Origin of the sequence: Nocardioides sp. Iso805N (assembly GCF_000364605.1) — a bacterium.
Lineage (GTDB): Bacteria > Actinomycetota > Actinomycetes > Propionibacteriales > Nocardioidaceae > Nocardioides.
Genome location: NZ_KB822575.1, coordinates 595,958 through 622,235, shown reverse-complemented (window position 1 = coordinate 622,235; position 26,278 = coordinate 595,958). Strand labels below are relative to the sequence as shown.

Genomic DNA, 26,278 nt, shown 5'->3' with positions numbered 1-26,278 from the left:
TTGTCGGAGCGCTTCTCGGAGTCGCTCCTGTGCACGCTGCCATCACCGGTGGCACGTGCGCGACCGATCACGAGGAGTTCCGCTACGAGAAGGTCGTTCCGGGCGTGGCTGCCGTGTCGCATCCCGAGTACCGGACGCGGGCGCGCACGCCCCTCTACGGCTCGGAGGAGATCAAGAGCATCCGGGGCTGGAACTTCGTGGACGGCGGGACCACCTACGTCCGCGGCCAAGCGGTCGCCGGCCAGTGGGTGAAGGCCGACAGCGGGACCTGGTACGTCATCCCGGCGGTGATCATCAACATCGTGTGGGGGCCCTCGGGCGTCCCGGCGGCCTACCTCGGCCAGGGCACGATCTCGCTGGCCGCGTACGGCGGCCCGAACGTGATCGTGGCATACAACGCCACCAAGATCACCACGACCGCCGGGTACACCGCGTGGGGTCCCTGGAGCGCCTGGTCGACGCACGATCCGGGTGCTGCGACCGCCACCACGGACGTCGACTCCCGGGTGATCGTGGACAGCGCCGCGACCCCCGCCACCACCGTGTACTACCTGACCGGCGGGGCCACCTCGACCGACCTGACCGCCGCGAACTGGACGACCGACAAGCCGGCGGCGCCGTGGACCCTGATCGACCGGCGCAGCGTGCACGACAGCACGGCCTGCGTTCCGCCCCAGACGGCTCCGCCGAAGGACGACGTCCTCCCGGCGAGCCCCCACGCACACCTCGCGTGTGGGCCGAGCAGGCAGACGGTGACCCTCCGGGTGCGTCACGACGGGACCCTGCACGCCACCTCGCTGCGCGATGTCATCCGGGTCTCCGGTCTGCCTCGCGGCGCGACCGTCTCAGGCTCCGCGACCCTCTACGGCCCGACCGCACACCGGCCGGTGCGCGCCACTGTGCCGAGGGTCGGCGCGGTGAGCTTCACCAGCGGCAACGGCACCGTCCGAACGAGGGCGCTGCAGGTGACGAGGCCCGGCTACTACGCCTGGGTCGTCACCTCGAACGGCAATGCGAAGCGCTGCTCGCCGGTGACGGCCCACCGTCCGCGCCCTGACGTCGACCGGATCCCGACAGGGTTCGCCGGAGAGGTCCCCGTCGACGCTCGCCGTGCCGCCCTGTCCGCGGTGTCGGTCCCGGCAGTCGGCATCCACGACTCGCTGCAGACCGTCGGCTCCTCCCGCGGCTCGATGACGGTGCCCGAGGGCGCTCGCGCCGCCGGGTGGCTCAGGTCCTCGGCCGCGATCGACGAGCTCATCGGTACGACGGTGATCGCCGGTCACGTCTCGGACCGGTCGGACCGTCCCGGGGCGTTCTGGAACCTGCGCAACGCCAAGCCCGGTCAGATCGTCTCGGTCACGGCCGGCGGACGAACCCTGCGGTTCAAGGTGGTCTCACGCACGGCGTACGACCGGAACAGGCTGCCGGCGAGCCTCTTCCGAACGACCGGCGCGCACCGGCTGGAACTGGTGACCTGCGCTGGACGCGTCAGCGAGCCGGGCGGCCACTTCCACTACCGCCAGAACCTGGTGGTCGTGGCGGTGCCGGTCCGGTAAGGATCTCAGCGGAAGTCGATCAGGATCAGGTCGTCGCCGCCATCGTTCTCACCCCTGCCGTGCGCGCCGACGCCGTTGACGACGACGCGCGGCAGGCGGTGGGCGGTGTCGGTCATGGAGGGCGGCGGCCCGGACGGTGGGGCCGTCGTCGGCGGCTCGCTGAACAGGATCGGCGAGGTGGCGGGTGCCGGGGCGGGCCGGGCGTGCTCCAGCACGGCCGACCGGAAGACCCGGCAGGTGTAGGGCAGCTGCATCCCGTCCATACCGCGGCCGTAGTCGTCATAGAAGGCCAGCACCTCGACCCGTTTGGCCTCGCGGTCCTCCTCGGGGAGCACGGTGACGTTGGAGCGGGAGAGCACCAGGTCCTGGATGGTCTCGCGGTTGACGACCTGCCAGAACCGGAACTGCTGCTCCTCCACGGCGCTGAACATCGCCGAGTCGTCGATGACACCGGTGGGATCGACGTCGCGCTCGGGGCGGCCGATCAGCTTGCCGAGGCGGCGCACCCACGGGATGCGATCGTCGCGTTCGTTCCACAGCAGCACCAGCCGACCGCCCGGCGCGAGCACCCGACTGATCTCAGGCAGCGCGGCGATCGGGTCGAACCAATGGAACGCCTGCCCGGCGACGACGACGTCGTACTGCTGGTCGCCGGCGGGGATCTGCTCGGCGGTGCCGACCGTGGCGCGGAGGTCCGGCAGCTTCGTCGAGAGCACGTCGAGCATCTTCTCGTCGGGCTCGGTGGCGAACACGTCGTGGCCGAGGTCGAGGAGGACCTCGGTGAGCTTGCCGGTCCCGGCACCTAGCTCGAGCACCCGCAGCGGCGTCGTGCCCAGCGCCCACGCCACCGCCTCGCGCGGATAGGGCGGCCGGCCACGGTCATAGGCGGCGGCTGCGGTTCCGAACGAGAGGGCGGGATCGGTCATCCTGCTCAGGGTAGCGCCGCGTAGGGTCTGGGCTCGTGACTGACGAACCGCTGGCCTGGCTCGTGTCGCTCGAGGGCGTCGCCGCCGCCTTCGCCGGAGCGCGCGACGGCATCGACGTGATGCTGCGCGATCGGGGCCTTCGGCGTACGGCGCCGGACATCACGGGGGAGTCGTTGCTGCGCGGAGCGCACGCGTCGGCGGTGCTCGAGGGTTCGGCCTCGACGCTGGCCGAGGTCCGCGAGTCCGGGGGAGATGCGATCGCCCGCGACGCCGTACGGTTCTCGGCCGAGCTGCTCTCGCTGGTGCCGGTGCTGCGCCAGACGCCGCTGCAGGCCTTCGCCCGGCTGCACGCCCTCGCTGCCGCCGGCACGCTTCCGGACGGGGAGCTGGGCCGACCACGCGGGGCGCACGAGGTCGAGCGCCTGCGCGGGCTCGCCGAGCTGTTGACCACCGACAAGACGACCCCGGCGCTGATCATCGCCTCGATCGCGCACGCCGACCTGGCCACGGTGGCTCCGTTCGGTTCGCACAACGGGATCGTCGCCCGCGCCGCCGAGCGGCTGGTCCTGGTGGCGCGCGGCGTCGACCCGACCTCGTTGGTGGTGCCGGAGGCAGGTCACCTGGCGCTGCGCGAGGCCTACGAGTCCAACCTGCGCGGCTACGCGTCGGGCCAGCGCACGGGCATCCACTCCTGGCTGCTGTACGCCGCAGAAGCCTTCACCGCCGGTGCGGAGGCATCGCCGCTGCGCCGTGAGGCGTTGTGAATCGATCCGAGACAAGCTGGTGGCACCCGACCGACTGATCGAGTGCCACCGCGAACACGGGACCCTGGGCTACCAAGCGTGCATCATCAACTGCTGCCGCGGGACTGGTTCCCGGCTCGGCATGGCGCCCTGTAGGAAGGGTAGATCGCCGCGTGGGTACCCCGGTCACGTGTGGGTATCAAGTTGTTCTTGACTCTGTTCTACGCCGCATTGCCCGGCGCTTCAAGGGTTGACTTCCACCCGTTCCGGGGGATGAGCCACGCGCGGTGATGCGCTGGTGAAGCTGGTTGCGGACGGCGCGTCAGGCGCCGAGGCGCCGACGTGCCCGTGCGCCGGCCCAGAGCACTCCGCCGATGGCCACCACGCCGCCCACGGCGAGGGCGGCCAGGGTGGGGCCGGCGGGAGGGAGCGAGGTGCGCAGCGCGACCGGCTTGGTGAAGACCAGCACCGGCCAGTCGCGCTCCTTGGCGGCCCGACGCAGGTCCTTGTCGGGGTTGACCGCGAACGGGTGGCCGACCTCCTCGAGCATCGGCAGGTCCGTCATCGAGTCGGAGTAGGCGTAGCTGCGGCTCAGGTCGTAGCCGCGGGTGCGGGCGAGCTCCCGGATCGCCTCGGCCTTGTGCTCGGCGTAGGCGTAGAAGGCGATGGTGCCGGTGTAGTGGCCGTCGCTCTCCTCCATGCGGGTGGCGACCACGTGGTCGGCGCCGAGCAGGGCGCCGATCGGCTCGACCACCTCGGTGCCGCTGGCGCTCACGATGACCACGTCGCGGCCCTCGGCATGGTGCTGCTCGATCAGCTGCACCGCCTCGTCGTAGACCAACGGGTCGACGACGTTGTGCAGGGTGTCGGCGACGATCTCCCGGACCGTGTTGACGTCCCAGCCGGTGACCAGCTCGGACATCATCTGGCGCATCTTCTCCATCTGGTCGTGGTCGGCGCCGCCGATCACGTAGACGAACTGGGTGTAGACGCTGCGCAGCATGGCCTTGCGAGAGATCAGCCCCCCGGCCAGGAAGGGCTTGCTGAACGCCAGTGCGCTCGACTTGGCGATGATCGTCTTGTCGAGATCGAAGAACGCGGCCTCGCGCGGTGGCGCCGTTCTTCCCAGGTCCATGTCTCCATCGTAGGTGCCGCCTCGGTCAGTTTCGGTCCACAATCACGGCTTCGAGCGTCCTGATCCACAGGGACCTTCCTCCCGAGTTCGGTACGTCGGGGGTCCCGGGCACGCTCCCAAACATGACAGCACTGCTCCTGATCACCGCCGACGACCTGCTCCTCGACGAGCTGCTGCGGCTGGCCGCAGCAGCCGGCGCCGCTCCCGAAGTGGCCCGTGACCTCTCGACCGCCCTGCGGGCGTGGTCGCGAGCACCGGCCGTGGTGGTCGGTGCCGATCTGCTGGTCGGCCTGGCCCGGATGGGGCCGCCGAGGCGGGACGCGGTGCATGTCGTCGGGTGGGGTTCGGCCGGTGAGGACGTCTTCCGGGCAGGCCTCGCGGTCGGCGCCGAGCACGTCGTCGAGTTGCCCGACGGCGCATCGTGGCTGACGACGCTGCTCACCGACCTGGGCGATGATCCCGGTGGTCGCGGCCTCACTCTCGGCGTGCTGAGCGGGTCGGGTGGTGCCGGGGCAACGACCTTCGCGTGCGCGCTCGGACAGGCAGCCGCGGACATCGGTCCGGCGCTGGTCGTCGATGCGGACCCGCTGGGGCCGGGCGTCGACCGGGTGCTCGGCATGGAGGAGAAGCCCGGCGTCCGCTGGCCCGACCTGGCCCACACCGCCGGCCGGCTCGGCTCGAGGTCGCTGCGCGAGGCGTTGCCACGCCGAGGTGCCCTTGGTGCGCTGTCCTGGGCGCCTGGCGCAGCCGGTCGCGCGGCGATGCCCGATCCGGTGGCGGTGCGCGAAGTGCTCTCCGCAGCGGCGCGCGGCCACCAGACAGTGGTGCTCGACCTGCCGCGGGGCGCTGGCAGCGCCGAGTTGATCGGTCGCTGCGACGAGGTGCTGGTGGTGGTGACGCCCTCGATCACCGGCATCGCCTCTGCGGCGCGACTGGTCGACAGTCTGGTGGATCGCGGCGGCGGTCTCGGTGCGGACAGCGGGCAGATCGCCCTCGTCGTACGTGGGACGGGCGTGAGCCCCGATGCCATCGCTCGGACCGTTGGACTTCCGGTGCGAGCCACGATGACCGACCAGCGTGGTCTGGCCGAGGCGATCGATCTGGGCCTCGGGCCGCTGCGCTCGCGACGGGGTCCGCTGGCGCGGGCGACGGCGGAGGCTCTGAGTCTCTGCCGGGTGCGGGCGGTGGCGGCATGAGCTTCTCGGGCGCCGGGCTCGACCTGGCTCCGGAGGTGGTCGACAGGGTGCGCGAGTGGCTGGCGCACAGCCCCGGTCCCCTGACCCCGCACCGGGTGGCCGACGCATTGCGAGCTGCGGGTCGTCCGGTCGGCGATGCGACGGTGCTGGCCGTCTACGAGACGCTGCGCCGGGATGTGGTGGGAGCCGGTCCGCTCGAGCCGCTGCTGCGGCTGCCGGGGGTGACCGACGTACTGGTCAACGGCCCCGACCAGGTCTTCCTGGACCGGGGCGCCGGGCTGGAAGCGGCCGCGGTGAGGTTCCCCGACGAGTCCTCCGTACGCCGCCTCGCGCAGCGACTGGCTGCCACCGCGGGCCGGCGGCTGGACGACGCGGCGCCGTACGCGGACGTCCGGCTGGCCGATGGGACCCGATTCCATGCCGTCCTCGCGCCTCTGGCGCGTCCTGGCACCGCGATCTCGTTGCGGGTGCCGCAGCAGCGTGCCTTCGACCTAGCTGAGCTGGTCGAGCGCGGCATGGTCACCGCGCCCGGCGCCGACCTCCTGCGGCGGTTGGTGGCGAGCCGACGCGCCTTCCTCATCACCGGCGGCACAGGCAGCGGGAAGACCACCCTCCTGGCCGCGTTGTTGTCCCTCGCCGACCCCGCCGAGCGGCTGGTCATCGTCGAGGACTCCTCCGAGCTTCGTCCCCGGCACCCGCACGTCATCGGTCTCGAGGGTCGTCCGGCCAACATCGAGGGGGCCGGTCGGGTAGAGGTCAGCGCGCTCGTGCGTCAGGCGCTGCGGATGCGGCCAGACCGGCTCGTGGTGGGAGAGGTCCGCGGTGCCGAGGTCGTCGATCTTCTGGCCGCGCTCAACACCGGCCACGAGGGCGGCTGCGGCACGTTGCACGCCAACTCCGCGATCGACGTGCCGGCTCGGATCGAGGCGCTGGCGCTCGCGGCCGGACTCGGCCGGGAGGCAGCGCACAGCCAGCTGGCGTCCGCCTTCGACGTGGTGTTGCATCTCGGCCGTGACGAGGGTCGACGCCGACTCAAGGAGATCGCGCTGCCGCGACGCGAGCCGGCCGGCCTGGTGGTGATGGAGCTGGCGGTCGCGTGGGGGCCCGACGGGCTGCGCGAGGGACCGGCTGCCGAGGCGCTCGCCAGGCTGTTCTCATGAGCCCGGACGTTGCGGCCGGTCTGACGGCCGCAGCAGCCGCGGCCCTGCTCGTCGAGGTGCCGCCCGCGCCCGACGGCGCGAGAAGCATTCAGCCGCACTGGCTCTGGGTGGCGGCCTCGGTGGGCCTGGTGCTCGTCTTGCCGGCACAGTGGTGGCCGCTCGTGGGCATCGCCGCGGGCGTCGTGCTGGGCGGCTGGCTGTTGTGGCGTGCGCGTGGTCGTCGGGCGGCCGCCGCGATGGTGGCGACCCGCCTGGTCGAGTTCTGCGAACAGCTGGCCGCGGAGCTGTCGTCCGGTCAGCCGCCGGGGTCCGCGTTGGACCGGTGTGCAAGCGACTGGGCCGAGCTGCGTCCTGTCGCGGAGGCGTTCAGGATGGGCGCCGACGTCCCGGCCGCGTTGCGGCAGGTCGCCGGACGCCTGCCTGGCGCCGGTGAGCTGCGCATGGTTGCCGCAGCTTGGGAGGTCTCGCATCGGACCGGCCAGGGATTGGCGGAAGCGGTGGAACGGGTGGCCCTGGACCTGCGCGCTGGGGCAGCAACCCGGCAGGTGGTCATCGGCGAACTGGCCTCGGCCAGGGCGACCGCGCGGCTGGTCGGACTGCTGCCGGTCGCGGCGCTGCTGATGGGCTCGGGCGTCGGTGGCCGGCCGTGGGCGTTCCTGCTCGGCACGCCGGTCGGGCTGGCCGCGCTGACCCTCGGATTGCTGATCGGCTGGGTCGGGCTGGCCTGGATCGAACGGATCGCGGCCGGGGTGAACCCGTGACTGGCGCCGCACCGTGGCAGGTGTGGGGCGCGGGGGCGTGCCTGGCATGCGCAGTCATGTTGGCGCTGCGCCCGCCGGGTGGGGCCCGCATCGACCGGGAGCCGATTGACGCGCGAGAGCCGGCACCTGACGTCGGCTGGATGCACCGCTGGCGGTGGCTCCTGGCCAGCTCGGCAGGTGCAGGCGCCTACGCCTTCCTCGGTGGCCCCCTCGGAGCTGCCGCCGCGCCGGTCGCAGCGGCACTGACCTGGACGAGCATCGGACGGGTCGAGCCGATGCCGGTCAGACGTGCTCGCGAGAGGGCTGCCAGTGAGCTGCCCCATGTCGTCCGGCTGTTGGGGCTGGCCCTCGACTCAGGCGCACCGCCCGCCCAAGCGCTGGAGATCGTCGCCGACGCGCTGCCCGGTCCGGCCGCCGATCGTCTCCGGCCTGTCGCGGTGAGAATGCGACTCGGTATTGATCCCGCAGCAGGCTGGGCGGCGCTCGGCCGGGATCCCGCGCTCGCCCCGCTGGGCCGCACCCTGGCCCGCGCTCAGGAGGGCGGAATGTCGGTCGCCGCCGCCGTGGGCCGATTGGCGGACGACCTCGCCCGCCAGGCACGCGCCGACGTGGAGCGGAGGGCCCGTGCGGTCGGCGTGAAGGCCGCTGCGCCCCTGGGCCTGTGCCTGCTGCCGTCGTTCCTGCTGATCGGCATCGTGCCGCTGGTCGGCGGCCTGCTGACGACGCTGCAGTGGTGAGGGCCTGGCCCGGCATGGTGATTGACGTCACAGGGCCATGACCGGTTCACTTTACCTCCACCGCCTCCAGCCGACGGAGCTGTTCACCCGCATGTCCACTCCACAACCGCCGACCCGGCTCACCCTGCTGGAGTCGGTCCGCCGAGGAGGGGCCTCGACGCGTGGTGATCTCGGTCAGGTCACCGGCCTCTCCCGCAGTGTCGTGGCGCAGGTCGTCTCCGAGCTCGTCGCCGAGGGGTTGTTGGTCGAACGCCGAATCTCCGGCCCGGTGAGGCGCGGTCGCCCGACATCGCGTGTGCAGCTGGCGCCGCAGCAGGGGTTCGCTGCCGGGATCGACGTGAGCCACCGTCACATCGCGGTGATGCTCAGCGAGCTCGACGGCGAGGTCGTACGCGATCAAGAAATCGATTTCGACGTGGATGTCGACTCTTCGGCCACCTTCCGGATGGCGCGCAGGCTGCTCGGCGACGCGATCGCTCGTGCCGGTCTGCGCGGCCGGCGCTTGGTCGCGGCCGGCGTCTCACTGCCGTTCCCGGTGGTCGGCGCCGATCGAGTCGTCGCGCCGGTGGGGTACGTGCCCGGCTGGGACGGCGCCCGCCCGCACGACCTGCTGCGACTCGAGCCCGGCACTCTGCTCGTCGTCGACAACGATGCCGACGCCGGCGCGTGGGGCGAGCTGATGCAGGACGATACCGCCCGCTCGCTGCTCTTCGTCAAGGTCGGCGAAGGGCTCGGGTCGGCGCTGGCCGTCGGCGGTCAGGTCTTCGGCGGCGCCCACCACATGGCCGGCGAGATCGGGCACGTGCTGGTGCCGGGATCACGGCTTCCATGTCGCTGCGGTGGAGTCGGGTGCCTCGACGCGGTCGTCACCCGGGCGGTCGACCCTGCAGCCTCGGCCGAGGAGATCGACGCCGCCGGAGCTGCGCTCGGCGGCGTGCTCGCCCAGCTTGCCAGTTTCGTCGACCCTGACGTGGTCGTCCTGGGCGGCAGCGTCGGCAGTGACCCCGGACCCTTCGCCGAGCGGATCGCGGCCGGCTACAACGCGCTGGCTTCTCGGATCCACCACGCACCCCTGCGGGCAGCCGTTCTCGGCCGCCGCTCCGAGCTCCAGGGCGCCCTCGACCGAGCGCTCTGCCAAGCCTGGAACGCCTTGGCCAGCCCGTCGGCGTACGCCTTGGCCCGCTGAGGCGGCCACGGACGGGACTCTGTCCTGGCGCCGGACAAATACCTGGTGTCGACTGCGCCGAAGCGTGTCTGCCGATCGGTTGCGCGCGCCCACAGCGGTTGACGAAGGAGACACACGTGCGATCGATGACGCACAGGACGCAAGCGCGCGCGGCACGCTGGCGCCGGGGGATGACCGCCCTGGTGGCGAGCACCACCCTGGCGATCAGCGGTGTCGTGGCGACGCTGCCGTCCGCCTCGGCCGATACACCGGCACCCGACCTGGCGAGGTTCGGCACGATCTCGGCCGACAAGGTCCAGAACGACCCCGGCACCACCAACGGCGGCTACTTCCCGGCGTCGAACATGATCGACGGCGACGACACCAACACCCGCTGGGCGAGCGGCAACGGGACCGACAGCGCTGCCTCCACCTGGACCGCTGCCATCACCGAGGACCTCGGCGCGCCGGCGACGATCAGCGGCACCACGATCAAGTGGGAGGCCGCGTACGCGTCGGGCTATCACATCGAGGTCGCCACTGCGGCCCCGGACGACCCGGCCAGCTGGACCACTGTCTACACCACCACGACCGGCACTGGCGGTAGCAACGACCAGGCGACCTTCGCTGCGCCGGTCGAGGCCCGTTACGTGCGTCTGGACCTCGACACCCGTGCGGCGGTCGGGGGCAGCCACTACTACGGCTACTCGATCTACACGTTCTCGATCTGGGGCTCCTTCGACACCCCGCAGGTCGAGTTCGCGTCGCTGTCCAACACCACCACGGCGGGCACTGCGGCGACGGTCCCGCTGATCCTCTCCGCACCGCTGGACCACGACGTGACGGTCCACGTCAGCTCCACGGACGGTACGGCGACGGCCGGCGTGGACTACCCGGCCGTCGACCAGGACATCACGATCCCGGCCGGATCGACCTCGGCGAACGTGAGCGTCCCGACCACAGCCGAGGGACCGCTCGCCCCCACGCGCACGCTGCAGCTGGCGCTCTCCGCGCCTTCGGCCGGGCTCGAGGTGGCCCCTGCGCTGGCCCGTGCGACGGTGAGCATCGCGCCTAGCGGCACGCTGACCAACACCGGCCAGACCAAGGTGCTCGACGACTTCGAGAGTGGTGTGGCGACGACGTACGCCGTCTGGGCGAACGGCTCGGCGAACAACCCGGTGCTGTCCGCGCAGACCGCCACCGTGCCCGGTGACTCCGACGACAACCACGCCCTGGTCGCCACGGTGGCCAAGACGAGCAGCTACTTCGGCTTCACCTATGAGCCGAAGAACGGCGACGGCACCAACATCCTGATGGACTGGTCGGCCTACGACGGGTTCAGCTTCTGGTTCAACGGCAAGAACACCGGCAAGACGTTCAGCTTCGAGCTGCACAACCGCAACGCCAGCAACACCGAGCAGGGCTTCACCTCCAACGTGGTCGACAACGTCGCCGGCTGGCGCAAGATCACGGTGCTCTTCCAGGACCTCAAGGCCAAGAGCGGTAACACCCTGACCCGGTTCAACCCGTCGATCTCCACCGGCTTCGCCGTCACCCTGACCGGGTTCGGCGCGACCGGCGACTACAGCTTCGACGACTTCAGCCTCTACTCCCGCGGAGCATTGCTCGACGACTTCGAGCCGCCGTTCGCGGTCGGTGATGCCCAGGCGCAGACCGGCTGGTTCAGCACCGACGACGGCATCAGCGTTGGCGTCGGCTCGCAGGACCGTGGCGAGGTGAGCAACAACCACGTCCTGACCGGCAGCTACCAGCGCAGCGCCGGTGCCACCGGCGGGCTGACCGACAACCTGGCCTACTCGCAGGATTGGAGGAGCTTCCGAGGTATCCAGTTCTGGTGGTACGCCTCCCAGTCGACGGAGCCGGCGACGGCCGAGACCGGCGCGGTCATCCCGGTCGAGATCAAGGACGGCGGCCCCGATGCGGCCCACGCCGAGGTCTGGACCGCGACATTCCGCGACAACTGGAGCAGCGGCAGTCGCTGGAAGCTCGTCCAGCTGCCGTTCTCCGACTTCACCCTGGCCGACGACGCCCTCCAGCACGGCAGCGACACGACCCGTGACGGCGTGCTCGACCTCAACAACACCTGGGGCATCTCGCTCGACCTGCCGACCGGCACCGTCGCGACGCCGTACTCGGTCGACGACGTCGGCCTCTACGGAACGCCGCAGCAGTTCACCGACGTCAGCGTGAGCGTTCCGGACATCACGTTGGTCAACGCTGGTGACACCGCCCACGTGGCACTCACGCTCACCACCGCTTCGGGCAACCCGACCACCACCGCCACCGCGGTCAAGTGCGCAACCGGCACCACCGCGGCGGTCAACGGCACGGACTACACGAGCGTGAACACCACTGTCACGTTCCCCTCCGGCACGACGTCGGGTACGACGATGGCCTGCGACGTCCCGACCCTGCCCGGTGCATCGCAGGCGCAGGCGCTGCAGATCCCGATGACCGTCACGAACCCCGCGATCACGCTCCCGCTGACCGCACCGCTGGTGGTGATCGACGCGCACGGCTTTCCCTACCTCGACAAGTCGCTGCCGATCGCGACACGCGTGCAGGACCTGATGAGCCGGATGAGTCTGGCCGACAAGGTCGGTCAGATGACGCAGGCCGAGCGCGGCTCGATGACCAACCCGCGCCAGATCAGCCAGCTCGGACTGGGCTCGCTGCTGTCCGGTGGCGGCTCGCTGCCGTCGAGCAACACTCCCGACGGCTGGGCCAGCATGATCGACGACTTCCAGCGCGAGGCCCTGGCCGCACCGCTGCAGATCCCGCTGGTCTACGGCGCCGATGCCGTGCACGGGCACTCCAACGTCAAGAACGCGACGATCTACCCGCACAACGTCGGCCTGGGCGCGACCCGCGACCCCGCGCTGGTGGAGCAGATCGGCGAGCAGACCGCCTCCGAGACCCGCACCACGGGCGTGACCTGGGCGTTCGCGCCGTGCCTGTGCGTCAGCCGCGACGAGCGCTGGGGCCGCACCTATGAGTCCTACGGCGAGGACCCGGCATTGGTCTCCTCGTTCGCGGGCGACGTGGTCAAGGGTCTCCAGGGTTCCGACCCGACCGACAAGTCGGCTCCCGACGAGGTGCTGGCCAGTGCGAAGCACTGGGCTGGAGACGGCGGCACGACGTACGACGCCTCGAAGGCCGGCACGGGTGCCTACCCGATCGACCAGGGCGTCACGAACGTGACTTCGGAGCAGCAGTTCGAGTCGCTGTTTGCCACGCCGTACGTGCCGGCGATCAACGCGGGGATCGGCACGATCATGCCGTCCTACTCCTCGCTGTCGATCAACGGCTCGACGCCGATCAAGATGACCGCCAACAAGTCGCTCGACACCGACCTGCTCAAGCAGAAGATGGGCTTCAGCGGGTTCCTGATCTCCGACTGGCAGGCGATCGGACAGCTCCCGGATGCCACCTACGCGGCCAAGGCCGTCACGGCGGTCAACGCCGGGCTCGACATGGCGATGGAGCCGACGAACTACGCCAGCTTCATCAGCGCCATCACCGACGGCGTCACGAGCGGGCAGATCGACCAGAGCCGGATCGACGACGCGGTCTCCCGCATCCTGACGCAGAAGTTCGAGCTCGGCTTGTTCGAGAAGCCGTTCACGAATACCAGCCAGCGCGACGAGTTCGGGGGCGCCGCTCACCGGGCAACCGCCGCGCAGGCGGCAGCGGAGTCGCAAGTGCTGTTGAAGAACACCCGCGACGCGCTGCCGCTGGCCAAGACCGGGAGCCTCTACGTCGCGGGCTCCAACGCCGACGATCTGGGCAACCAGATGGGTGGCTGGACCCTCTCGTGGCAGGGCGGCTCGGGCAAGGGCATGACCGCCGGCACCACGATCCTCGAGGGGATCAAGGCAGATGCGCCCAACCTCGACGTCACCTACTCCAAGACGGCCTCCGCTTCCACCACCGGCTATGACGAGGGTCTGGTCGTCGTCGGTGAGACGCCGTACGCCGAAGGCCAGGGCGATGTGGGCAACAACAACCACACGCTCAACCTGTCCGCGGCGGACACCCAGGCGATCAACACCGTCTGCGGGGTGATGAAGTGCGTCGTGCTGGTGGTCTCCGGTCGCCCGCAGATCATCAGCTCGATCGTGCCTAACGCCGATGCGGTCGTGGCCGGCTTCCTGCCCGGCTCCGAGGGCGAGGGAGTGGCCTCGGTGCTGCTCGGCGACAAGCCCTTCACCGGACGGCTCTCGCTGAGCTGGCCCGGCAGCATGAGCCAGATCCCGGTCAACGTCGGGGACGCGAACTACGACCCCGAGTTCCCCTACGGCTGGGGCCTGCGCACCGACACAGCTCGCCAGCGGCTGACCGGGTTGGTCGATGACCTCACCGGTCAGGCCAAGACGGCCGTGCAAGCGCTGCTGGATGCCGATGTTTGGGGCTCCGACGGCTCGCTGTCCGACCACGAGGTCGGGCTGCGGCTGGTGGCGAACGCCGCTCAGGCGCTGAGCCAGGTCAACCAGTCGGTGGTGGATGCCGTCTCGGTGGAGACCGCCCAGCAGAACCCGCTGAGCCCGGCGAAGCTGCAGCAGGCCGACACCGTCGTATCGCTGGCCCGCGACCTCGCCCAGAGCGCGATCGTGGCCCAGGGCGCGGACCCGGCAGCCGCCGACGTCTCCGCCACTGCGGACGCCGAGCACGACCTCGAGTCGGGCGATGCCTACGACGCGGTCAAGCTGCTGGCGAGCGTGGCGAGGGTCGACGTGACCGCCGCCGAGGCGCCGGCGCCGACCAACAGCACGCTGCCGTCGATCAGCGGCACCCCCCAGGTGGGCGCCACGCTGACCGCGGACGACGGCTCCTGGTCGGTCCAGGGCGTGACGCCGTCCTACCAGTGGAACGCCGACGGCGCCGCCATCGAGGGTGCGACCGGGGCGACCTACGTCCCGACCCCCGACGTGCTCGGCAAGGCGATCACAGTGACCGTGACGGTGAGCAAGGCCGGCTATGCCGACAGCGATGCCGTCACCTCGCTGGCCACCTTGCCGGTGATCGCGGCGGCGACGCCGGCGCTCATCAGCACGGGGGCGCCGAGGATCGCGGGCACGCCGCGGGTGGGGGTCGCGCTGACCGCAACGCCGGGTTCGTGGAACGTCGCCGGAGCCAGTGTGACCTACCAGTGGCTGGTGTCCGGGCGACCGATCGCCCGAGCGACGCGAGCGGTGTACACGCCGAGCGCGGCCGACGTGGGTAAGCGACTGACGGTGACGGTCACGGCCCGCAAGAGCGGGTACGGCGACGGCAAGGCGACCTCGGCCATGACATCGCCGGTCGCTGCCGGCGTGATCCGGCTGGTGCATGCGCCGTCGATCAAGGGCAACGCGAAGGTGGGCAAGCGCCTCACCGCCGCTTCCGGCACCTGGTCGGTGCCGGGCGTGACCGTGCGGTATCAGTGGTACGCCTCGGGCAAGCGGATCAAGGGCGCCACCGGGTCGAAGCTGACCCTCCGCAGGGCCCAGGCGGGCAAGAGGATCACCGTCAAGGTCACCGTCTCCCACACCGGCTACGCGTCGGCGTCGGCGACCTCGAAGGCGACCGGGAAGGTCAAGCGCCCCTGAATCCTTGACCGGTCGACCGTGTGATCGGTGGCCGCCCCGGGCCTGGCCCGGGGCGGCCACTGCCGTTTCCCCGGGAGGCAGTCGCAGGCGTTTCTCCTCCACAGGCGACCCCGCGGGAAGCGGTCTCCACAACCGCTCGATGGGTGGTCGCGGCAGCGCTCCCACTCGCCGAATCTGGACCTCTCACGCCGCGCCGCGGCCCGAACCCAGGAGGACGAGATGATCCACCCTCAGGCCCCACGGCTGCCCGGCCGCCCACGCCGGCACCAGCGCTCTGACAGAGGCATCACCACCGCCGAGTACGCCGTCGGCACCGCAGCGGGTGCCGGTCTGGCGGGCCTGCTCTACAAGCTGCTGACGGGTGGCCTCGGCGATGAGCTGCTGCACAAGCTCTTCGACCACGTCATGTCGTTGCTCGGGATCTGATGCGCGGCGGTCGAGGTGCCGGCGGCCGGTGGGCGACGCGGCGCGCCGAACGAGGTGCTGCAACGGCCGAGCTGGTGGCGGTGCTGCCGGTGCTGGTCGCCGTCGTGCTGGGCTTGGTCTGGCTGCTGAGCCTCGGCGTCGCCCAGGTCCGCACCGTCGATGCCGCCCGGGAGACCGCTCGAGCGCTTGCGCGAGGCGACGCGCCCGCGACCGCCATCGGTCGAGGCCAGCGGATCGGCCCCGCCGGCACCTCGATCACGGTCGATGAGCTTGCTGACCAGGTCCGGGCAAAGGCCAGCGTCGAGGTGCACGGACCTGGTGGCCTCCTCGGATTCCTGCCGGGCGTTCGCCTGCACGCGACAGCGGTGGCCGCCGCCGAGGGCACCGGCGGCGTCTCGTGAGGTCTCACGTGAGGCGGGCCGGACAGGGCGGGCGGGGTGCCGGGCGTGGGCATCCGGAGGAGCGGGGTGCGATCACCGTGCTCGCGCTCGCTCTGCTCGGGTTGCTGCTCCTGCTGACCGCGGCCTTCGGTGTCGTCGAGGCGATGTTCGCCGCCCATCGGCGGGCCCAGTCGGCGGCCGACCTCTCGGCGCTGGCCGGGGCGCAGGCTATCCAACGCGGCCGCGACGGCTGCGCCGCGGCGTCGGCCATCGCCGGGGCCAACGGCGCGCTGCTCGACCAGTGCCGCGCCGATGGCGGCGATGTCGTCGTCACCGTCCGGGTGGCGGGGCCGGCCTGGCTCGGCGCGCATGGCGACCTGTCGGCTCAGGCGCGAGCGGGGCCCGATTCGTCGGCGGCTGCAGGCTGAGGGTTGCTCGCGTTCAGTTCACTCGTCCTTGGGCTCTTCGCGCTGCTCGCCCTCGAGCCTCTCCAACTTGGCGGCGAGCCCCTGCAGACGACGCTGTTCCTTGCGCTGGCGCAGCTGTCGCCTGCCGCCGTACCGGGCTAGCGAGAGGCCCCAGAGGATCGCGACCCCGGAGAACACGCCCAGCAGGAAGACGGCCGTCGCTCCGAGGTGGATGCCGACCAGGCTGGCGTTGCCGGAGTCGCCTGCGGTGAAGACCCCGGCCAGAAGTACGAGGGCGCCGGCAGTGAGCAGAACCAGGCCGAGGACCAACATGACGGCGAGGCTACGGCGCAGCGAGCAGCAGCCGCAGCAGGCGTGCCGCAGCATGCTTGTCGAGCGGGTTGTTCTGGTTACCGCACTTCGGCGATTGGATGCAGGAGGGGCAGCCCTCGTCGCACTCGCAGGCCTCGATCGTCTCCAGCGTTGCGGTGAGCCACTCCCTGGCGGCCTCATAGCCGCGCTCGGCGAAGCCGGCACCGCCCGGATGGCCGTCGTAGACGAAGACCGTGAGCACTCCGGTATCGGGATGACGGGCGGTGCTGACGCCGCCGATGTCCCATCTGTCGCAGGTGGCGATCAGAGGGAGCAGACCGATCGAGCAGTGCTCGGCGGCGTGTGCGGCCCCCGGGAGGTCGGCAGCGCTCAGACCGGCGTCCTCGAGGGCGGCATCGGGGACCGTCCACCAGACCGCGCGGGTGCGCAGCGTGCGCTCGGGCAGGTCCAGCGGCTCCTCACCGATGACCTCACCGCCTGGCTGGCGGCGACGGAGGAAGGCCACCACCTGATGGCTGACGTCGACCTCGCCGAAGAAGAGCCGGCTCTCGCCCCAGCGCTGCTGCCGGTGCTCGGCGACGATGCTGATGTCGGTGACCTCGCGGGCGGAGGTGGTGTAGCCGGGATCGGCGCGACCGATCACGGCGACGTGCTCGTCGAGGTCGAGCTCCTGGACCAGGTAGGTCTCGCCGCGATGCACGTAGACCGCGCCGCGATGTGCGGTGCCGTGGGCGCTGGCGGCGTCCACGGTGCCGACGACGCGGCCGGTCTCGACCTCGATGAGCTGGACGGGGGAGCCGCCCGCGGAGCGGATGTCGGCCAGGTCGGCGGCGCGCCGGCGATCGGTCCAGTACCACCCGCGGGGTCGCTTGCGCAACAGGCCGCTCTCGGTGAGCGACGTGACCACGTCGCGTGCCGAGGGGCCGAACGCCGGCAGGTCGGCCTCTGTCAGCGGGATCTCCTGTGCGGCGGCGCACAGCTGCGGTGCGAGCACGTAGGGGTTGTCGGGGTCGAACACGGTGGCCTCGACCGGAGTACCGAGCAGGGAGTCCGGGTGGGTGACCAGGTAGGTGTCCAGCGGGTCGTCGCGGGCCACCATCACACCGAGCGCGTCGCCGGCGCCTCGGCCGGCGCGGCCCACCTGCTGCCACAGCGCCGCCCGGCGACCCGGATAGCCCGCCATCACCACCGCATCGAGGCCGCTGATGTCGATGCCGAGCTCGAGCGCGTTGGTGGCCGCCAACCCCAGCAGGTCGCCGCGGCGCAGCCGGGCCTCGATGTCGCGCCGCTCCTCGGGCAGGTAGCCGCCGCGGTAGGAGGCGATTCGGCCCGGGAGTGAGGGATCGACCTCGGCGAGCAACGACGCCGCGGTCATCGCGACCTGCTCAGCGCCGACGCGGGAGCGGACGAAGACGAGGGTGCGGATGTCGCTGGAGACCAGGTCGGCCAGCAGGTCGGCGGCCTCGGAGGAGGCGGCCCGGCGCACGGGCGCGCCGTTCTCCCCGGCGTGGCTGGTCAGGGGTGGCTGCCACAGCGCGAGGCTGATCGTGCCGCGCGGCGAGTCGTCAGCAGTGATCGGCAGCACCGGCACGCCGGTCAGCCGCTGGCCGGCGATCTCGGGGTCGGCCACGGTCGCCGAGGCCAGCACGAAGGTCGGGTCAGCGCCGTAGGAGGCGCAGATCCGTCGCAGGCGACGCAGCACGTGCGCGACGTGGGCACCGAAGACGCCGCGGTAGTGGTGGCACTCGTCGATGACGACATAGCGCAGCGTCGCGAAGAAGCTCGCCCACCGTTCGTGGGCCGGGAGTAGCGAGCGGTGCAGCATGTCGGGGTTGGTCAGCACGAACTCACCGTGGTCGCGGGTCCAGTCGCGCTGCTCGCGGCTGCTGTCGCCGTCGTGCGTCGTCACCCGGACGTCGAGCCCCAAGGCGCGGATCCGGCTGAACTGGTCCTGGGCGAGCGCCTTGGTCGGCGCGATGTAGAGGACCGTCGCACCGCGCTCGCCACGGCGCCCCCGGCCATCGCGGATGGCAGTGAGAGCCGGCAGCTGGTAACCCAGTGACTTGCCAGAGGCGGTGCCTGTCGCCAGCACCACGTGCCGGCCCTGGTGGGCCGCGTCGGCAGCGGCGACCTGGTGCCGCCAGGGCTGGGTGATGCCCTGATGAGCGAACGCCTCGACCACGTCGCTGGCCGCCCACGAGGGCCACGCCGCGACCACTGCCTCGCGTGGCGGCAGCACCTCGACATGGGTCAGGCGGCCATCGCGGCCGGGCGCGGAGGCCAGCCGGTGCACGAGATCGCCCATCTGATGGGTGCGCAGTGCAGAGAGGGATGCCACTCATCGATTGTGGCAAACGGCACTGACAATGGCGGTTCCTGCTGCTTACCGAGCAGTATTCCGTACCCTTACCCGCGTATCGCCGTTGCGTGATTACATAGCCTTCGGCCGCGGGCGCCGGGCGCATCCTGTTGCTGAGCTCGTGCCCGCCACACGTCATCGAGGAGTGCTCACGTGGATCTGACGCTTGCCACCCGGGAGGTCGGGGCGACGACCGTCGTCGCCGTTGGGGGCGAGATCGACGTTTACACGGCGCCCAAGCTCCGCGACAAGATCACCGAGCTCGTCGGTGCGGGCGTCTACCAGCTGGTGGTCGACCTCGAGGCGGTCGAGTTCCTCGACTCCACCGGTCTCGGCGTGCTCGTGGGCGGCCTCAAGAAGGTACGTGCTCACGACGGCACGCTCCGGCTGGTGTGCACCCAGGACCGGCTGCTCAAGATCTTCCGGATCACCGGCCTCGCCAAGGTCTTCGACATCCACGAGACCGCCGACGCCGCCGTGACGGCCGGCTGACACCGGACCGCGACCGTACCCGGAGCCCACCGTCAGCGCGCGGAGCGCGCTGGGCTCGCGGCCAGCGCCAGAGCTCGTGCCTCGCTCGCGCTGCCGCTCACTTGGTCGCCTCGCGCTTCGCGCACAGGGCTTGCTCGCTCGGCCCGAACGAGCAAGCTCGCTGGGCCTCGCTCGCTTCGCCTAGGCTCGGCCGGGTGAGCGACCTGACCGACCTTCCCTTCCGTCTGCGCGAGACGCTCGAGCGTGCCGGGTTCACCTACGACGGCGTCGCCGAGCTGCTCGGTCCGCTGGCCCACGCCGCCCTCGGACGCAACGAGACGATGCCGGGTCTGCGGCGCACGCGCGGCGGGTCGCCGCTCGAGACGCTGGTGCGGCTCTTCCTCCTGCAGGCGCCGGTGAGCCACGAGCAGGCCGAGGCCGCGCTCCCTGGCCTGGTCGACCAGCTCGCGGTCGAGGGCATCCTGGCGCAATCCGTGGGCGAGGTCGCCGCGCGCCTCGACGTACGGCCCTATGCGGCAGACGCCGGGCCCGGGGACGTGGCGAACCTGTGGGTCGTCTCCGACCTCACCCCCGGCCTGGACGGACTGCCGCAGCGAGTCGGGTCCGACCACGTGCTGGGGATCAGCCCGGCCTCGACCTCGCTTGCGCAGCTGACCATGCGTCATAAGGTCGGTCGTTCGCTCGATCTGGGCACCGGTTGTGGCGTCCAGGCGCTTCACCTGGCTACCCACAGCGACCAGGTCGTCGCCACCGACGTCAACCGGCGCGCCCTGTGGGTGACCCGCTTCAACGCCGCGCTGAACGGCGTGGCCGACAAGGTCGACGTCCGCGACGGATCGTTCTTCGAGCCGGTGGCGGGGGAGCGCTTCGACCTGATCGCGACCAATCCGCCGTTCGTGATCTCCCCGGCCACCGGCGAGCGGCTGGTCTACCGGGACTCCGGCCTTCCGGGCGACAGGGTCGTCGAGGATATCGTCCGCGCGGCACCCGGCCTGCTGGCCGAGGGCGGCTGGTGCCAGATCCTGGCCAACTGGGTGATCAACGACGGGACGCCCTGGGACGAGCGTCTGGCCGGCTGGCTTGCGGGCAACACGCCGGAGGAGGAGGTCGACGCCTTCGTGGTCCAGCGAGAGGTGCTGGACCCGGCGGCCTACGTCGAGCTCTGGCTCAAGGACGCGGGTCACCACCCCTCGACCGGTGGCGCGCACATCGACGACTACCGGCACCGCTACGACACCTGGCTCAACTGGTTCGAGGAGCAGGGGATCGAATCGGTCGGATTCGGCTGGATCAACCTGCACCGCAGCGGCCAGGCTCCGCGTCACGAGTTCTTGGAGTGGCCCTACGACGTCGAGCAGCCGATCGGACCGGCGATCGCCGCCTGGGGCGAGGCCGCGCACGCCGAGGTCGGACTCGACGACCGCCTGGTGCGCCCGGACGACATCCAGCAGGAGACGCTGGGCGCGCCGGGCGCCGAGGACCCCAGTGCGGTGGTCCTGCGGCAGCAGCGCGGCCTGCGCCGAGCTCGCCAGGCCGACACCGTCGAGGCGGCCCTCGTCGGTGCCAGCGACGGCGACCTCACGCTCGGGCAGATCCTGGACGCGCTCGCCCAGCTCCTGGACCGAGGCGTCGAGGAGACCCGCGCGACCTATCTCCCGGTCGCACAGGAGCTGGTCCGCGAGGGCTTCTTGACCGAGGACTGACCTGCATCACGCCGCCGCCCGCTCTTCGGCCCGGGCGGCGAGGGCGTGCTCGCGCACCCGAAGGAGCTGCGCCCGGGTGCGCGAGGTGAGCAGGTCGAGGTGGCCGAGCGTCCCCAGCGCGGGAAGCGCCGGTCCCGGCCACGTCCGCTCGATGTGCCAGTCCCACAGGCCCTTGAGCGCGGTCCGGATCGGCCGCGCATAGGTGACCGGCGAGCCGGGTGTCTCCAACGCGTACTTCAGCCGCGACGAGGTCACCCGGCGGTCGGGCCCGACCAGGCCGTTGGCCTCGCCGATCGTCCAGGCGACCCCGGAAGCGACGTACGCCGGGGTGACCGGCGCGGTGACCAGACCCGGGTCGACCGACCACACCCGGGCCAGCCCGCGCAGGAACGCCACCTCGGCCTCGGCGTCGAAGTAGCCCCCCGCGACGCTGCGCAGCAGCGCGCTGACCTCGGCGACGCGCGGATCGTCGGGCAGCGACACCGGCCCCTGCAGGGGAGCGGTGTCGAGGGCGTGCACCGCCGCCGGACCGCCACAGACGGCCTGGAGCCACTGCAGGGCCTTGTCGTGCTCCTTCACCTTCGGGCGCTCGAGCTCCTGCTCGAGACGCTCGATCACGCTCAGGACGCGCTGGTAGAGCGCATCGCCATCGGGCCTGCGGCAGTCGTCGCAGGGGCAGTCGTAGTAGTGCATGGCAAGACCTCCAGTCGTGCTTGATCGGTGGGTCTCGCCGTCCACGAGGAACTGTGCCAGAGGGCACTGACAGTGCAGGAGGGCGCACGTGCGTCGGGTCACAGCCGGTGCCGGGAGGACGCTCACGTCCACCACCGCGGGGCACGGTATTGCGGCAGACGCGCTACCGTGTCTCGCCGTGGGCAGAACACACCGTGTCCACCGACAGCGCAGCAGCAGGACGGCTTGGAGACGGAGCAAGGCTCAGTGGCACACAAGTTGGTGATCGTCGAGTCCCCGGCGAAGGCCCGCAAGATCGGCGGGTACCTCGGCCCGGGCTATGTCGTCGAGGCCTCTATCGGCCACATTCGCGACCTGCCGCAGAGCGCCGCGGACACCCCGGCGAAGATCAAGGACAAGCCGTGGGGTCGCCTCGGCGTGGACGTGGACAACGGCTTCGAGCCCTACTACGTCGTGCCGCGCGACAAGAAGAGCCACATGACCAAGCTCAAGTCGCTGCTGAAGGACGCCGACGAGCTCTTCCTCGCCACCGATGAGGACCGCGAGGGCGAGGCGATCGCCTGGCACCTGCTCGACGAGCTCAAGCCGAAGAAGGGCATGCCGGTCCGGCGGATGGTCTTCCACGAGATCACCGAGCCCGCGATCCTGGCCGCTGCGGCCAACCCGCGCGAGCTCGACATGGACCTGGTCGAGGCCCAGGAGGCACGCCGCATCCTGGACCGCCTCTACGGCTACGAGGTCTCCCCGGTGCTGTGGAAGAAGGTCATGTCCGGCCTCTCCGCGGGCCGAGTCCAGTCCGTCGCCACCCGCCTGGTCGTCGACCGGGAGCGGGAGCGGATCGCGTTCCACGCCGCCAGCTACTGGGACCTCGAGGGCACCTTCGACGCCGGCAGCAAGCACGACCAGCGGATGTTCCCGGCGAAGCTGCACAGCATCGACGGCGCCCGCATCGCCCGCGGCAGCGACTTCGACAACACCGGGGCCCTCAAGGCCAGCGGCGTGGTCCACCTCGACCGGCAGCGCGCGGAGGCGCTGGTCGCAGCGCTCGGCGAGACGACGTACGACGTCCGCTCGGTGGAGGCCAAGCCCTATCGACGCTCGCCGTACGCGCCCTTCCGCACCACCACGCTGCAGCAGGAGGCCAGCCGCAAGCTCGGCATGTCCGCCAGCGTGACGATGAGCGTGGCGCAGCGGCTCTACGAGAACGGCTACATCACCTACATGCGTACCGACAGCACCACGCTGTCGGAATCCGCTGTCGGTGCCGCCCGCAGCCAGGTCCGCGAGCTCTACGGCGCCGAGTACGTGCCCGATGCGCCGCGCACCTACGCCAGCAAGGTCAAGAACGCCCAGGAGGCGCACGAGGCGATCCGGCCTGCGGGCGACACGTTCCGCACCCCGGCGCAGACCGGGCTGACGGGCGAGCAGTTCCGCCTCTACGAGCTGATCTGGATGCGCACCATCGCCTCCCAGATGAAGGACGCGGTCGGCCAGTCGGTCACCATCCGTCTCGGCGGTGGCGCAAGCAGTGGCGAGGACGTCGTCTTCTCCGCCAGTGGCCGCGTGATCACGTTCCACGGCTTCCTCAAGGCGTACGTCGAGGGCACCGACGCGGCCGACCAGGCCAGCGACGACGCCGAGACCCGCCTCCCCAACCTCGAGCAGGGCGATGCCGTCAACGCGGCCAGCCTCAGCGCCGAGGGCCACGAGACCCGCCCGCCGGCGCGCTACACCGAGGCCACGCTCATCCGTGAGCTGGAGGAGCGCGAGATCGGGCGACCCTCGACGTACGCGAGCATCATCGGCACGATCCTCAACCGCGGCTACGTCTACAAGAAGGGCACCGCGCTGGTGCCGGCCTGGATCGCCTTCAGCGTGGTGCGGCTGCTCCAGGAGCACTTCAACCGGCTCATCGACTACGACTTCACCGCGCTGCTCGAGGACACCCTCGACGAGATCGCGCGCGGCGAGAAGGGCCGGGTCAGCGAGCTGCAGGAGTTCTACTACGGCTCGGACAAGATCGCGGGCCTCAAGACCCTCGTCGACGAGCTCGGTGACATCGATGCCCGCGAGCTGGCCACCTTCCCGATCGGTGGCCCGGACAGCGGCGTCCAGCTGCGCGTCGGCCGCTACGGCCCCTACATCGAGGGCCCGGGCGACGACGGGGCTCCCGCCGGCAAGCGGGCGAACGTGCCCGACGACCTGCCGCCCGACGAGCTGACCCTGGAGAAGGCCAAGGAGCTGTTCGCCAACCCGGCCGGCGAGGAGATCCACCTCGGCAAGCACCCGGAGAGCGGCCTCGAGGTCGTCGCGAAGTCGGGCCGCTACGGCCCCTACGTGACCGAGGTGCTGCCCGAGGACGCTCCCAAGAAGGCCAAGGCGCGGACCGGCTCGCTGTTCAAGTCGATGACGCTCGACACCATCACGCTGGACGACGCGGTGAAGCTGCTCAGCCTGCCGCGCGTGGTGGGGGTGGCCGAGGACGGCGAGGAGATCACCGCCCAGAACGGCCGCTACGGGCCCTACCTCAAGAAGGGCACCGACTCGCGGTCGCTGGTCACCGAGGACCAGCTGCTGACGATCGGTCTCGACGAAGCGCTGAAGATCTACGCCCAGCCCAAGACCCGCGGCCGGGCGGCCGCGAGCGCGCCGCTCAAGGAGCTCGGGAACGACCCGGTCTCGGGCAAGCCGATGGTGATCAAGGACGGCCGGTTCGGCGCCTACGTCACTGACGGCGAGTACAACGCCACGCTGCGCAAGGACGACGCGATCGAGACGATCACGACCGAGCGGGCGGCCGAGCTGCTGGCCGAGAAGCGCGCGAAGGGTCCGGCCAAGAAGACCGCGAAGAAGACCCCTGCGAAGAAGACCACCAAGAAGGCGGCGGCGAAGAAGACCACAGCGAAGAAGACGGCCACGAAGAAGTGAGCCTCGGTCCCGTCGCCCCGGCTCTGGACCACGTGCGGGTGACTCGGGCCGAGGGCACCAGCTTCAGGCTCACCCTCGCCCGGTCGACTTCGGGCGCGTCTACCGCCCCCGTGGTCGTGCTGCAACCGGCGATGGGGATGAGGGCCCGCTACTACGGCCCCTTCGCGGCCGCGCTGGCCGCGGCGGGGGTCCACGCCGTTGTGGTCGAACAGCGCGGTCACGAGGCCGAGGGTGGGCGTCTCCCCGGGCGTGACTACGACTTCGGGTACGCCGAGCTCCTCGACGACCTCGAGTCAGCGATGACGATGGTGCGCACGCAGTTCCCCGGTGCACCGGCGTACCTGCTCGGTCACAGCCTCGGCGGCCAGCTCGCCGTCATGTACGCCGCCCTGCACCCCGGCGAGCTCGCGGGCATCATCCTGGTCGCTGCCAGCACGCCGCACTGGCGGCACTGGGGTCCGCGGCTGCTGGCCGCGTCGTACCTCTTCCCGCTGGCCGCACGCGTGGTCGGCCACTTCCCGGGCGCGCAGCTGAGGTTCGCCGGCCGGGAGGCCCGGGGCGTGATGCGCGACTGGGGCCGGCTGGCGCGCACCGGTCGGTTCGTCAGCGGTGAGAGCGGCCTGGCCGAGACGGACCTCCCGGTGCTGGCGGTGTCGATCGAGGGCGACTGGCTCGGTCCGGTGGCTGCCGTCGACGCGCTGGTCGCCAAGCTGCCGGCGGCCACCGTGAGCCGGGTGCACGTCGAGCAGGATGGCATCGACCACTTCCGCTGGGCGCGGCAGGACGAGCCGGTCCTCCCCCTGATCACGGGTTGGCTCAGCGCTGTCGGTGCGACCCCGTAGGGTCGTGCCATGAGTCATCGCGGGGTCTACGCCGAGCGTGGGGTCTTCGTGTGCCTCGAGGGCGGCGAGGGCTCGGGCAAGTCCACGCAGTCCAAGCTGTTGCGCGAGGCGCTGGGCGCCGAGGGCTACACCGTCGTGCTCACGTTCGAGCCGGGCGATACCGCGGTCGGCAAGGAGCTGCGCCGGATCGTGCTCAGCCCCGAGACGGGTGCGCTGGCCGACAAGACCGAGGCGCTGCTCTACGCCGCCGACAAGGCTGAGCACGTCGAGACGCTGGTCCTGCCGGCGCTCGCCCGCGGCGAGATCGTGGTCACCGACCGCTACGTCGACTCCACCCTGGCCTACCAGGGCGCTGGGCGGGCGCTCGACGTCGGCGAGGTCGAGGAGGTCGCTCGCTGGGCCACCGGCGACCTGCGCCCCCACCTGACGATCGTGCTCGACCTGGAGCCGGCTGCCGGGCTCGGCAGGTTCGAGGGTCGGGACCGGATCGAGGGGGAGTCGCTGGAGTTCCACCAACGAGTGCGGGAGGCGTTCGTGGCGATGGCCAAGGACGACCCCGATCACTACCTGGTGCTCGACGCCCGCGCTCCGATCCAGGAGATCCATGAGCAGATCCGGGCCCGGCTGACGCCGCTGCTCGCACAGGCCCGCCGATGACCGGTCGACAGGCTCCGGACGGACCCCTCCGACAGGCTCATCACGGCGCACTTCGACAGGCTCAGCACGG

21 protein-coding genes are annotated in these 26,278 nt (G+C 71.2%); 16 read left to right on the top strand and 5 right to left on the bottom strand.

What is annotated here, in order from left to right:
* Positions 1 to 29: 29 nt before the first annotated feature.
* Positions 30 to 1,556: a class F sortase gene (locus tag H036_RS0102925; protein ID WP_017933277.1), complete on the top strand. Its 1,527-nt coding sequence runs from the start codon at positions 30 to 32 to the stop codon at positions 1,554 to 1,556.
* A gap of 5 nt (positions 1,557 to 1,561) precedes the next feature.
* Here H036_RS0102925 and H036_RS21665 read toward each other — a convergent pair whose 3' ends face one another.
* Complete coding sequence (locus tag H036_RS21665) at positions 1,562 to 2,482, bottom strand: class I SAM-dependent methyltransferase (protein WP_017933276.1); 921 nt, start codon at positions 2,480 to 2,482, stop codon at positions 1,562 to 1,564.
* 35 nt (positions 2,483 to 2,517) lie between these two features.
* On the opposite strand from H036_RS21665, the gene H036_RS0102915 reads away from it, so the two are divergent.
* Positions 2,518 to 3,246 carry a hypothetical protein gene (locus tag H036_RS0102915; RefSeq protein ID WP_017933275.1) on the top strand — a complete coding sequence of 243 codons (729 nt, stop codon included), beginning with the start codon at positions 2,518 to 2,520 and terminating at the stop codon, positions 3,244 to 3,246.
* A 301-nt stretch (positions 3,247 to 3,547) separates the two neighbouring features.
* On the opposite strand, the gene H036_RS0102910 is transcribed toward H036_RS0102915, so the two are convergent.
* Positions 3,548 to 4,360, bottom strand: coding sequence for an HAD family hydrolase (locus H036_RS0102910; protein ID WP_017933273.1), 813 nt, complete (start codon positions 4,358 to 4,360; stop codon positions 3,548 to 3,550).
* A 122-nt stretch (positions 4,361 to 4,482) separates the two neighbouring features.
* Between H036_RS0102910 and ssd the strand changes: the two genes are divergently transcribed.
* From ssd to H036_RS0102860, 9 genes are all read left to right on the top strand, one after another.
* Positions 4,483 to 5,556: a septum site-determining protein Ssd gene (gene ssd / locus H036_RS0102905; protein ID WP_017933272.1), complete on the top strand. Its 1,074-nt coding sequence runs from the start codon at positions 4,483 to 4,485 to the stop codon at positions 5,554 to 5,556.
* On the top strand, positions 5,553 to 6,716 hold the full coding sequence (locus H036_RS0102900; RefSeq protein ID WP_017933271.1) for a TadA family conjugal transfer-associated ATPase: 1,164 nt from the start codon (positions 5,553 to 5,555) through the stop codon (positions 6,714 to 6,716). The genes ssd and H036_RS0102900 overlap by 4 nt, the downstream gene beginning before the upstream one ends.
* On the top strand, positions 6,713 to 7,477 hold the full coding sequence (locus H036_RS21660) for a type II secretion system F family protein (RefSeq protein ID WP_017933270.1): 765 nt from the start codon (positions 6,713 to 6,715) through the stop codon (positions 7,475 to 7,477). The genes H036_RS0102900 and H036_RS21660 overlap by 4 nt, the downstream gene beginning before the upstream one ends.
* The gene (locus tag H036_RS0102890; protein ID WP_232421785.1) at positions 7,474 to 8,214 is read left to right on the top strand and encodes a type II secretion system F family protein; all 741 of its coding nucleotides are present in this window, start codon (positions 7,474 to 7,476) and stop codon (positions 8,212 to 8,214) included. Before H036_RS21660 ends, H036_RS0102890 begins: the two co-directional genes overlap by 4 nt.
* A gap of 91 nt (positions 8,215 to 8,305) precedes the next feature.
* Positions 8,306 to 9,400 carry an ROK family transcriptional regulator gene (locus H036_RS0102885; protein WP_198289875.1) on the top strand — a complete coding sequence of 365 codons (1,095 nt, stop codon included), beginning with the start codon at positions 8,306 to 8,308 and terminating at the stop codon, positions 9,398 to 9,400.
* Positions 9,401 to 9,525: 125 nt separating this feature from the next.
* Positions 9,526 to 14,988, top strand: coding sequence for a glycoside hydrolase family 3 N-terminal domain-containing protein (locus tag H036_RS21655; RefSeq protein WP_232421798.1), 5,463 nt, complete (start codon positions 9,526 to 9,528; stop codon positions 14,986 to 14,988).
* A 219-nt stretch (positions 14,989 to 15,207) separates the two neighbouring features.
* On the top strand, positions 15,208 to 15,414 hold the full coding sequence (locus H036_RS0102870; protein ID WP_017933266.1) for a DUF4244 domain-containing protein: 207 nt from the start codon (positions 15,208 to 15,210) through the stop codon (positions 15,412 to 15,414).
* Complete coding sequence (locus H036_RS0102865) at positions 15,414 to 15,815, top strand: TadE family type IV pilus minor pilin (RefSeq protein WP_017933265.1); 402 nt, start codon at positions 15,414 to 15,416, stop codon at positions 15,813 to 15,815. The genes H036_RS0102870 and H036_RS0102865 overlap by 1 nt, the downstream gene beginning before the upstream one ends.
* Positions 15,816 to 15,823: 8 nt before the next feature.
* Entirely contained in the window at positions 15,824 to 16,222 is a 399-nt protein-coding gene (locus tag H036_RS0102860; RefSeq protein WP_198289874.1) for an Rv3654c family TadE-like protein, read from the top strand.
* A gap of 18 nt (positions 16,223 to 16,240) precedes the next feature.
* On the opposite strand, the gene H036_RS0102855 is transcribed toward H036_RS0102860, so the two are convergent.
* Both H036_RS0102855 and H036_RS0102850 read right to left on the bottom strand, forming a co-directional pair.
* Positions 16,241 to 16,534 (bottom strand): hypothetical protein, encoded by a 294-nt coding sequence (locus H036_RS0102855; protein ID WP_157416950.1) that lies wholly within the window; start codon positions 16,532 to 16,534, stop codon positions 16,241 to 16,243.
* Between the two features lie 10 nt (positions 16,535 to 16,544).
* The gene (locus H036_RS0102850) at positions 16,545 to 18,839 is read right to left on the bottom strand and encodes a DEAD/DEAH box helicase (protein ID WP_017933262.1); all 2,295 of its coding nucleotides are present in this window, start codon (positions 18,837 to 18,839) and stop codon (positions 16,545 to 16,547) included.
* 207 nt (positions 18,840 to 19,046) lie between these two features.
* Between H036_RS0102850 and H036_RS0102845 the strand changes: the two genes are divergently transcribed.
* The gene (locus tag H036_RS0102845) at positions 19,047 to 19,385 is read left to right on the top strand and encodes an anti-sigma factor antagonist (RefSeq protein WP_017933261.1); all 339 of its coding nucleotides are present in this window, start codon (positions 19,047 to 19,049) and stop codon (positions 19,383 to 19,385) included.
* A gap of 194 nt (positions 19,386 to 19,579) precedes the next feature.
* On the top strand, positions 19,580 to 21,088 hold the full coding sequence (locus tag H036_RS0102840) for a DUF7059 domain-containing protein (protein ID WP_017933260.1): 1,509 nt from the start codon (positions 19,580 to 19,582) through the stop codon (positions 21,086 to 21,088).
* A 6-nt stretch (positions 21,089 to 21,094) separates the two neighbouring features.
* Here H036_RS0102840 and H036_RS0102835 read toward each other — a convergent pair whose 3' ends face one another.
* On the bottom strand, positions 21,095 to 21,781 hold the full coding sequence (locus tag H036_RS0102835; protein WP_017933259.1) for a hypothetical protein: 687 nt from the start codon (positions 21,779 to 21,781) through the stop codon (positions 21,095 to 21,097).
* Positions 21,782 to 22,027: 246 nt separating this feature from the next.
* Here H036_RS0102835 and topA point away from each other — a divergent pair, with 246 nt between their 5' ends.
* Genes topA through tmk form a run of 3 tightly spaced genes read left to right on the top strand, consistent with a single transcriptional unit; the run spans position 22,028 to position 26,208 of the window.
* Entirely contained in the window at positions 22,028 to 24,709 is a 2,682-nt protein-coding gene (gene topA, locus H036_RS0102830; protein ID WP_017933258.1) for a type I DNA topoisomerase, read from the top strand.
* The gene (locus tag H036_RS21650; RefSeq protein ID WP_017933257.1) at positions 24,706 to 25,551 is read left to right on the top strand and encodes an alpha/beta hydrolase family protein; all 846 of its coding nucleotides are present in this window, start codon (positions 24,706 to 24,708) and stop codon (positions 25,549 to 25,551) included. The genes topA and H036_RS21650 overlap by 4 nt, the downstream gene beginning before the upstream one ends.
* Positions 25,552 to 25,560: 9 nt before the next feature.
* Positions 25,561 to 26,208 carry a dTMP kinase gene (gene tmk / locus H036_RS0102820; RefSeq protein ID WP_017933256.1) on the top strand — a complete coding sequence of 216 codons (648 nt, stop codon included), beginning with the start codon at positions 25,561 to 25,563 and terminating at the stop codon, positions 26,206 to 26,208.
* Positions 26,209 to 26,278 lie beyond the last annotated feature (70 nt).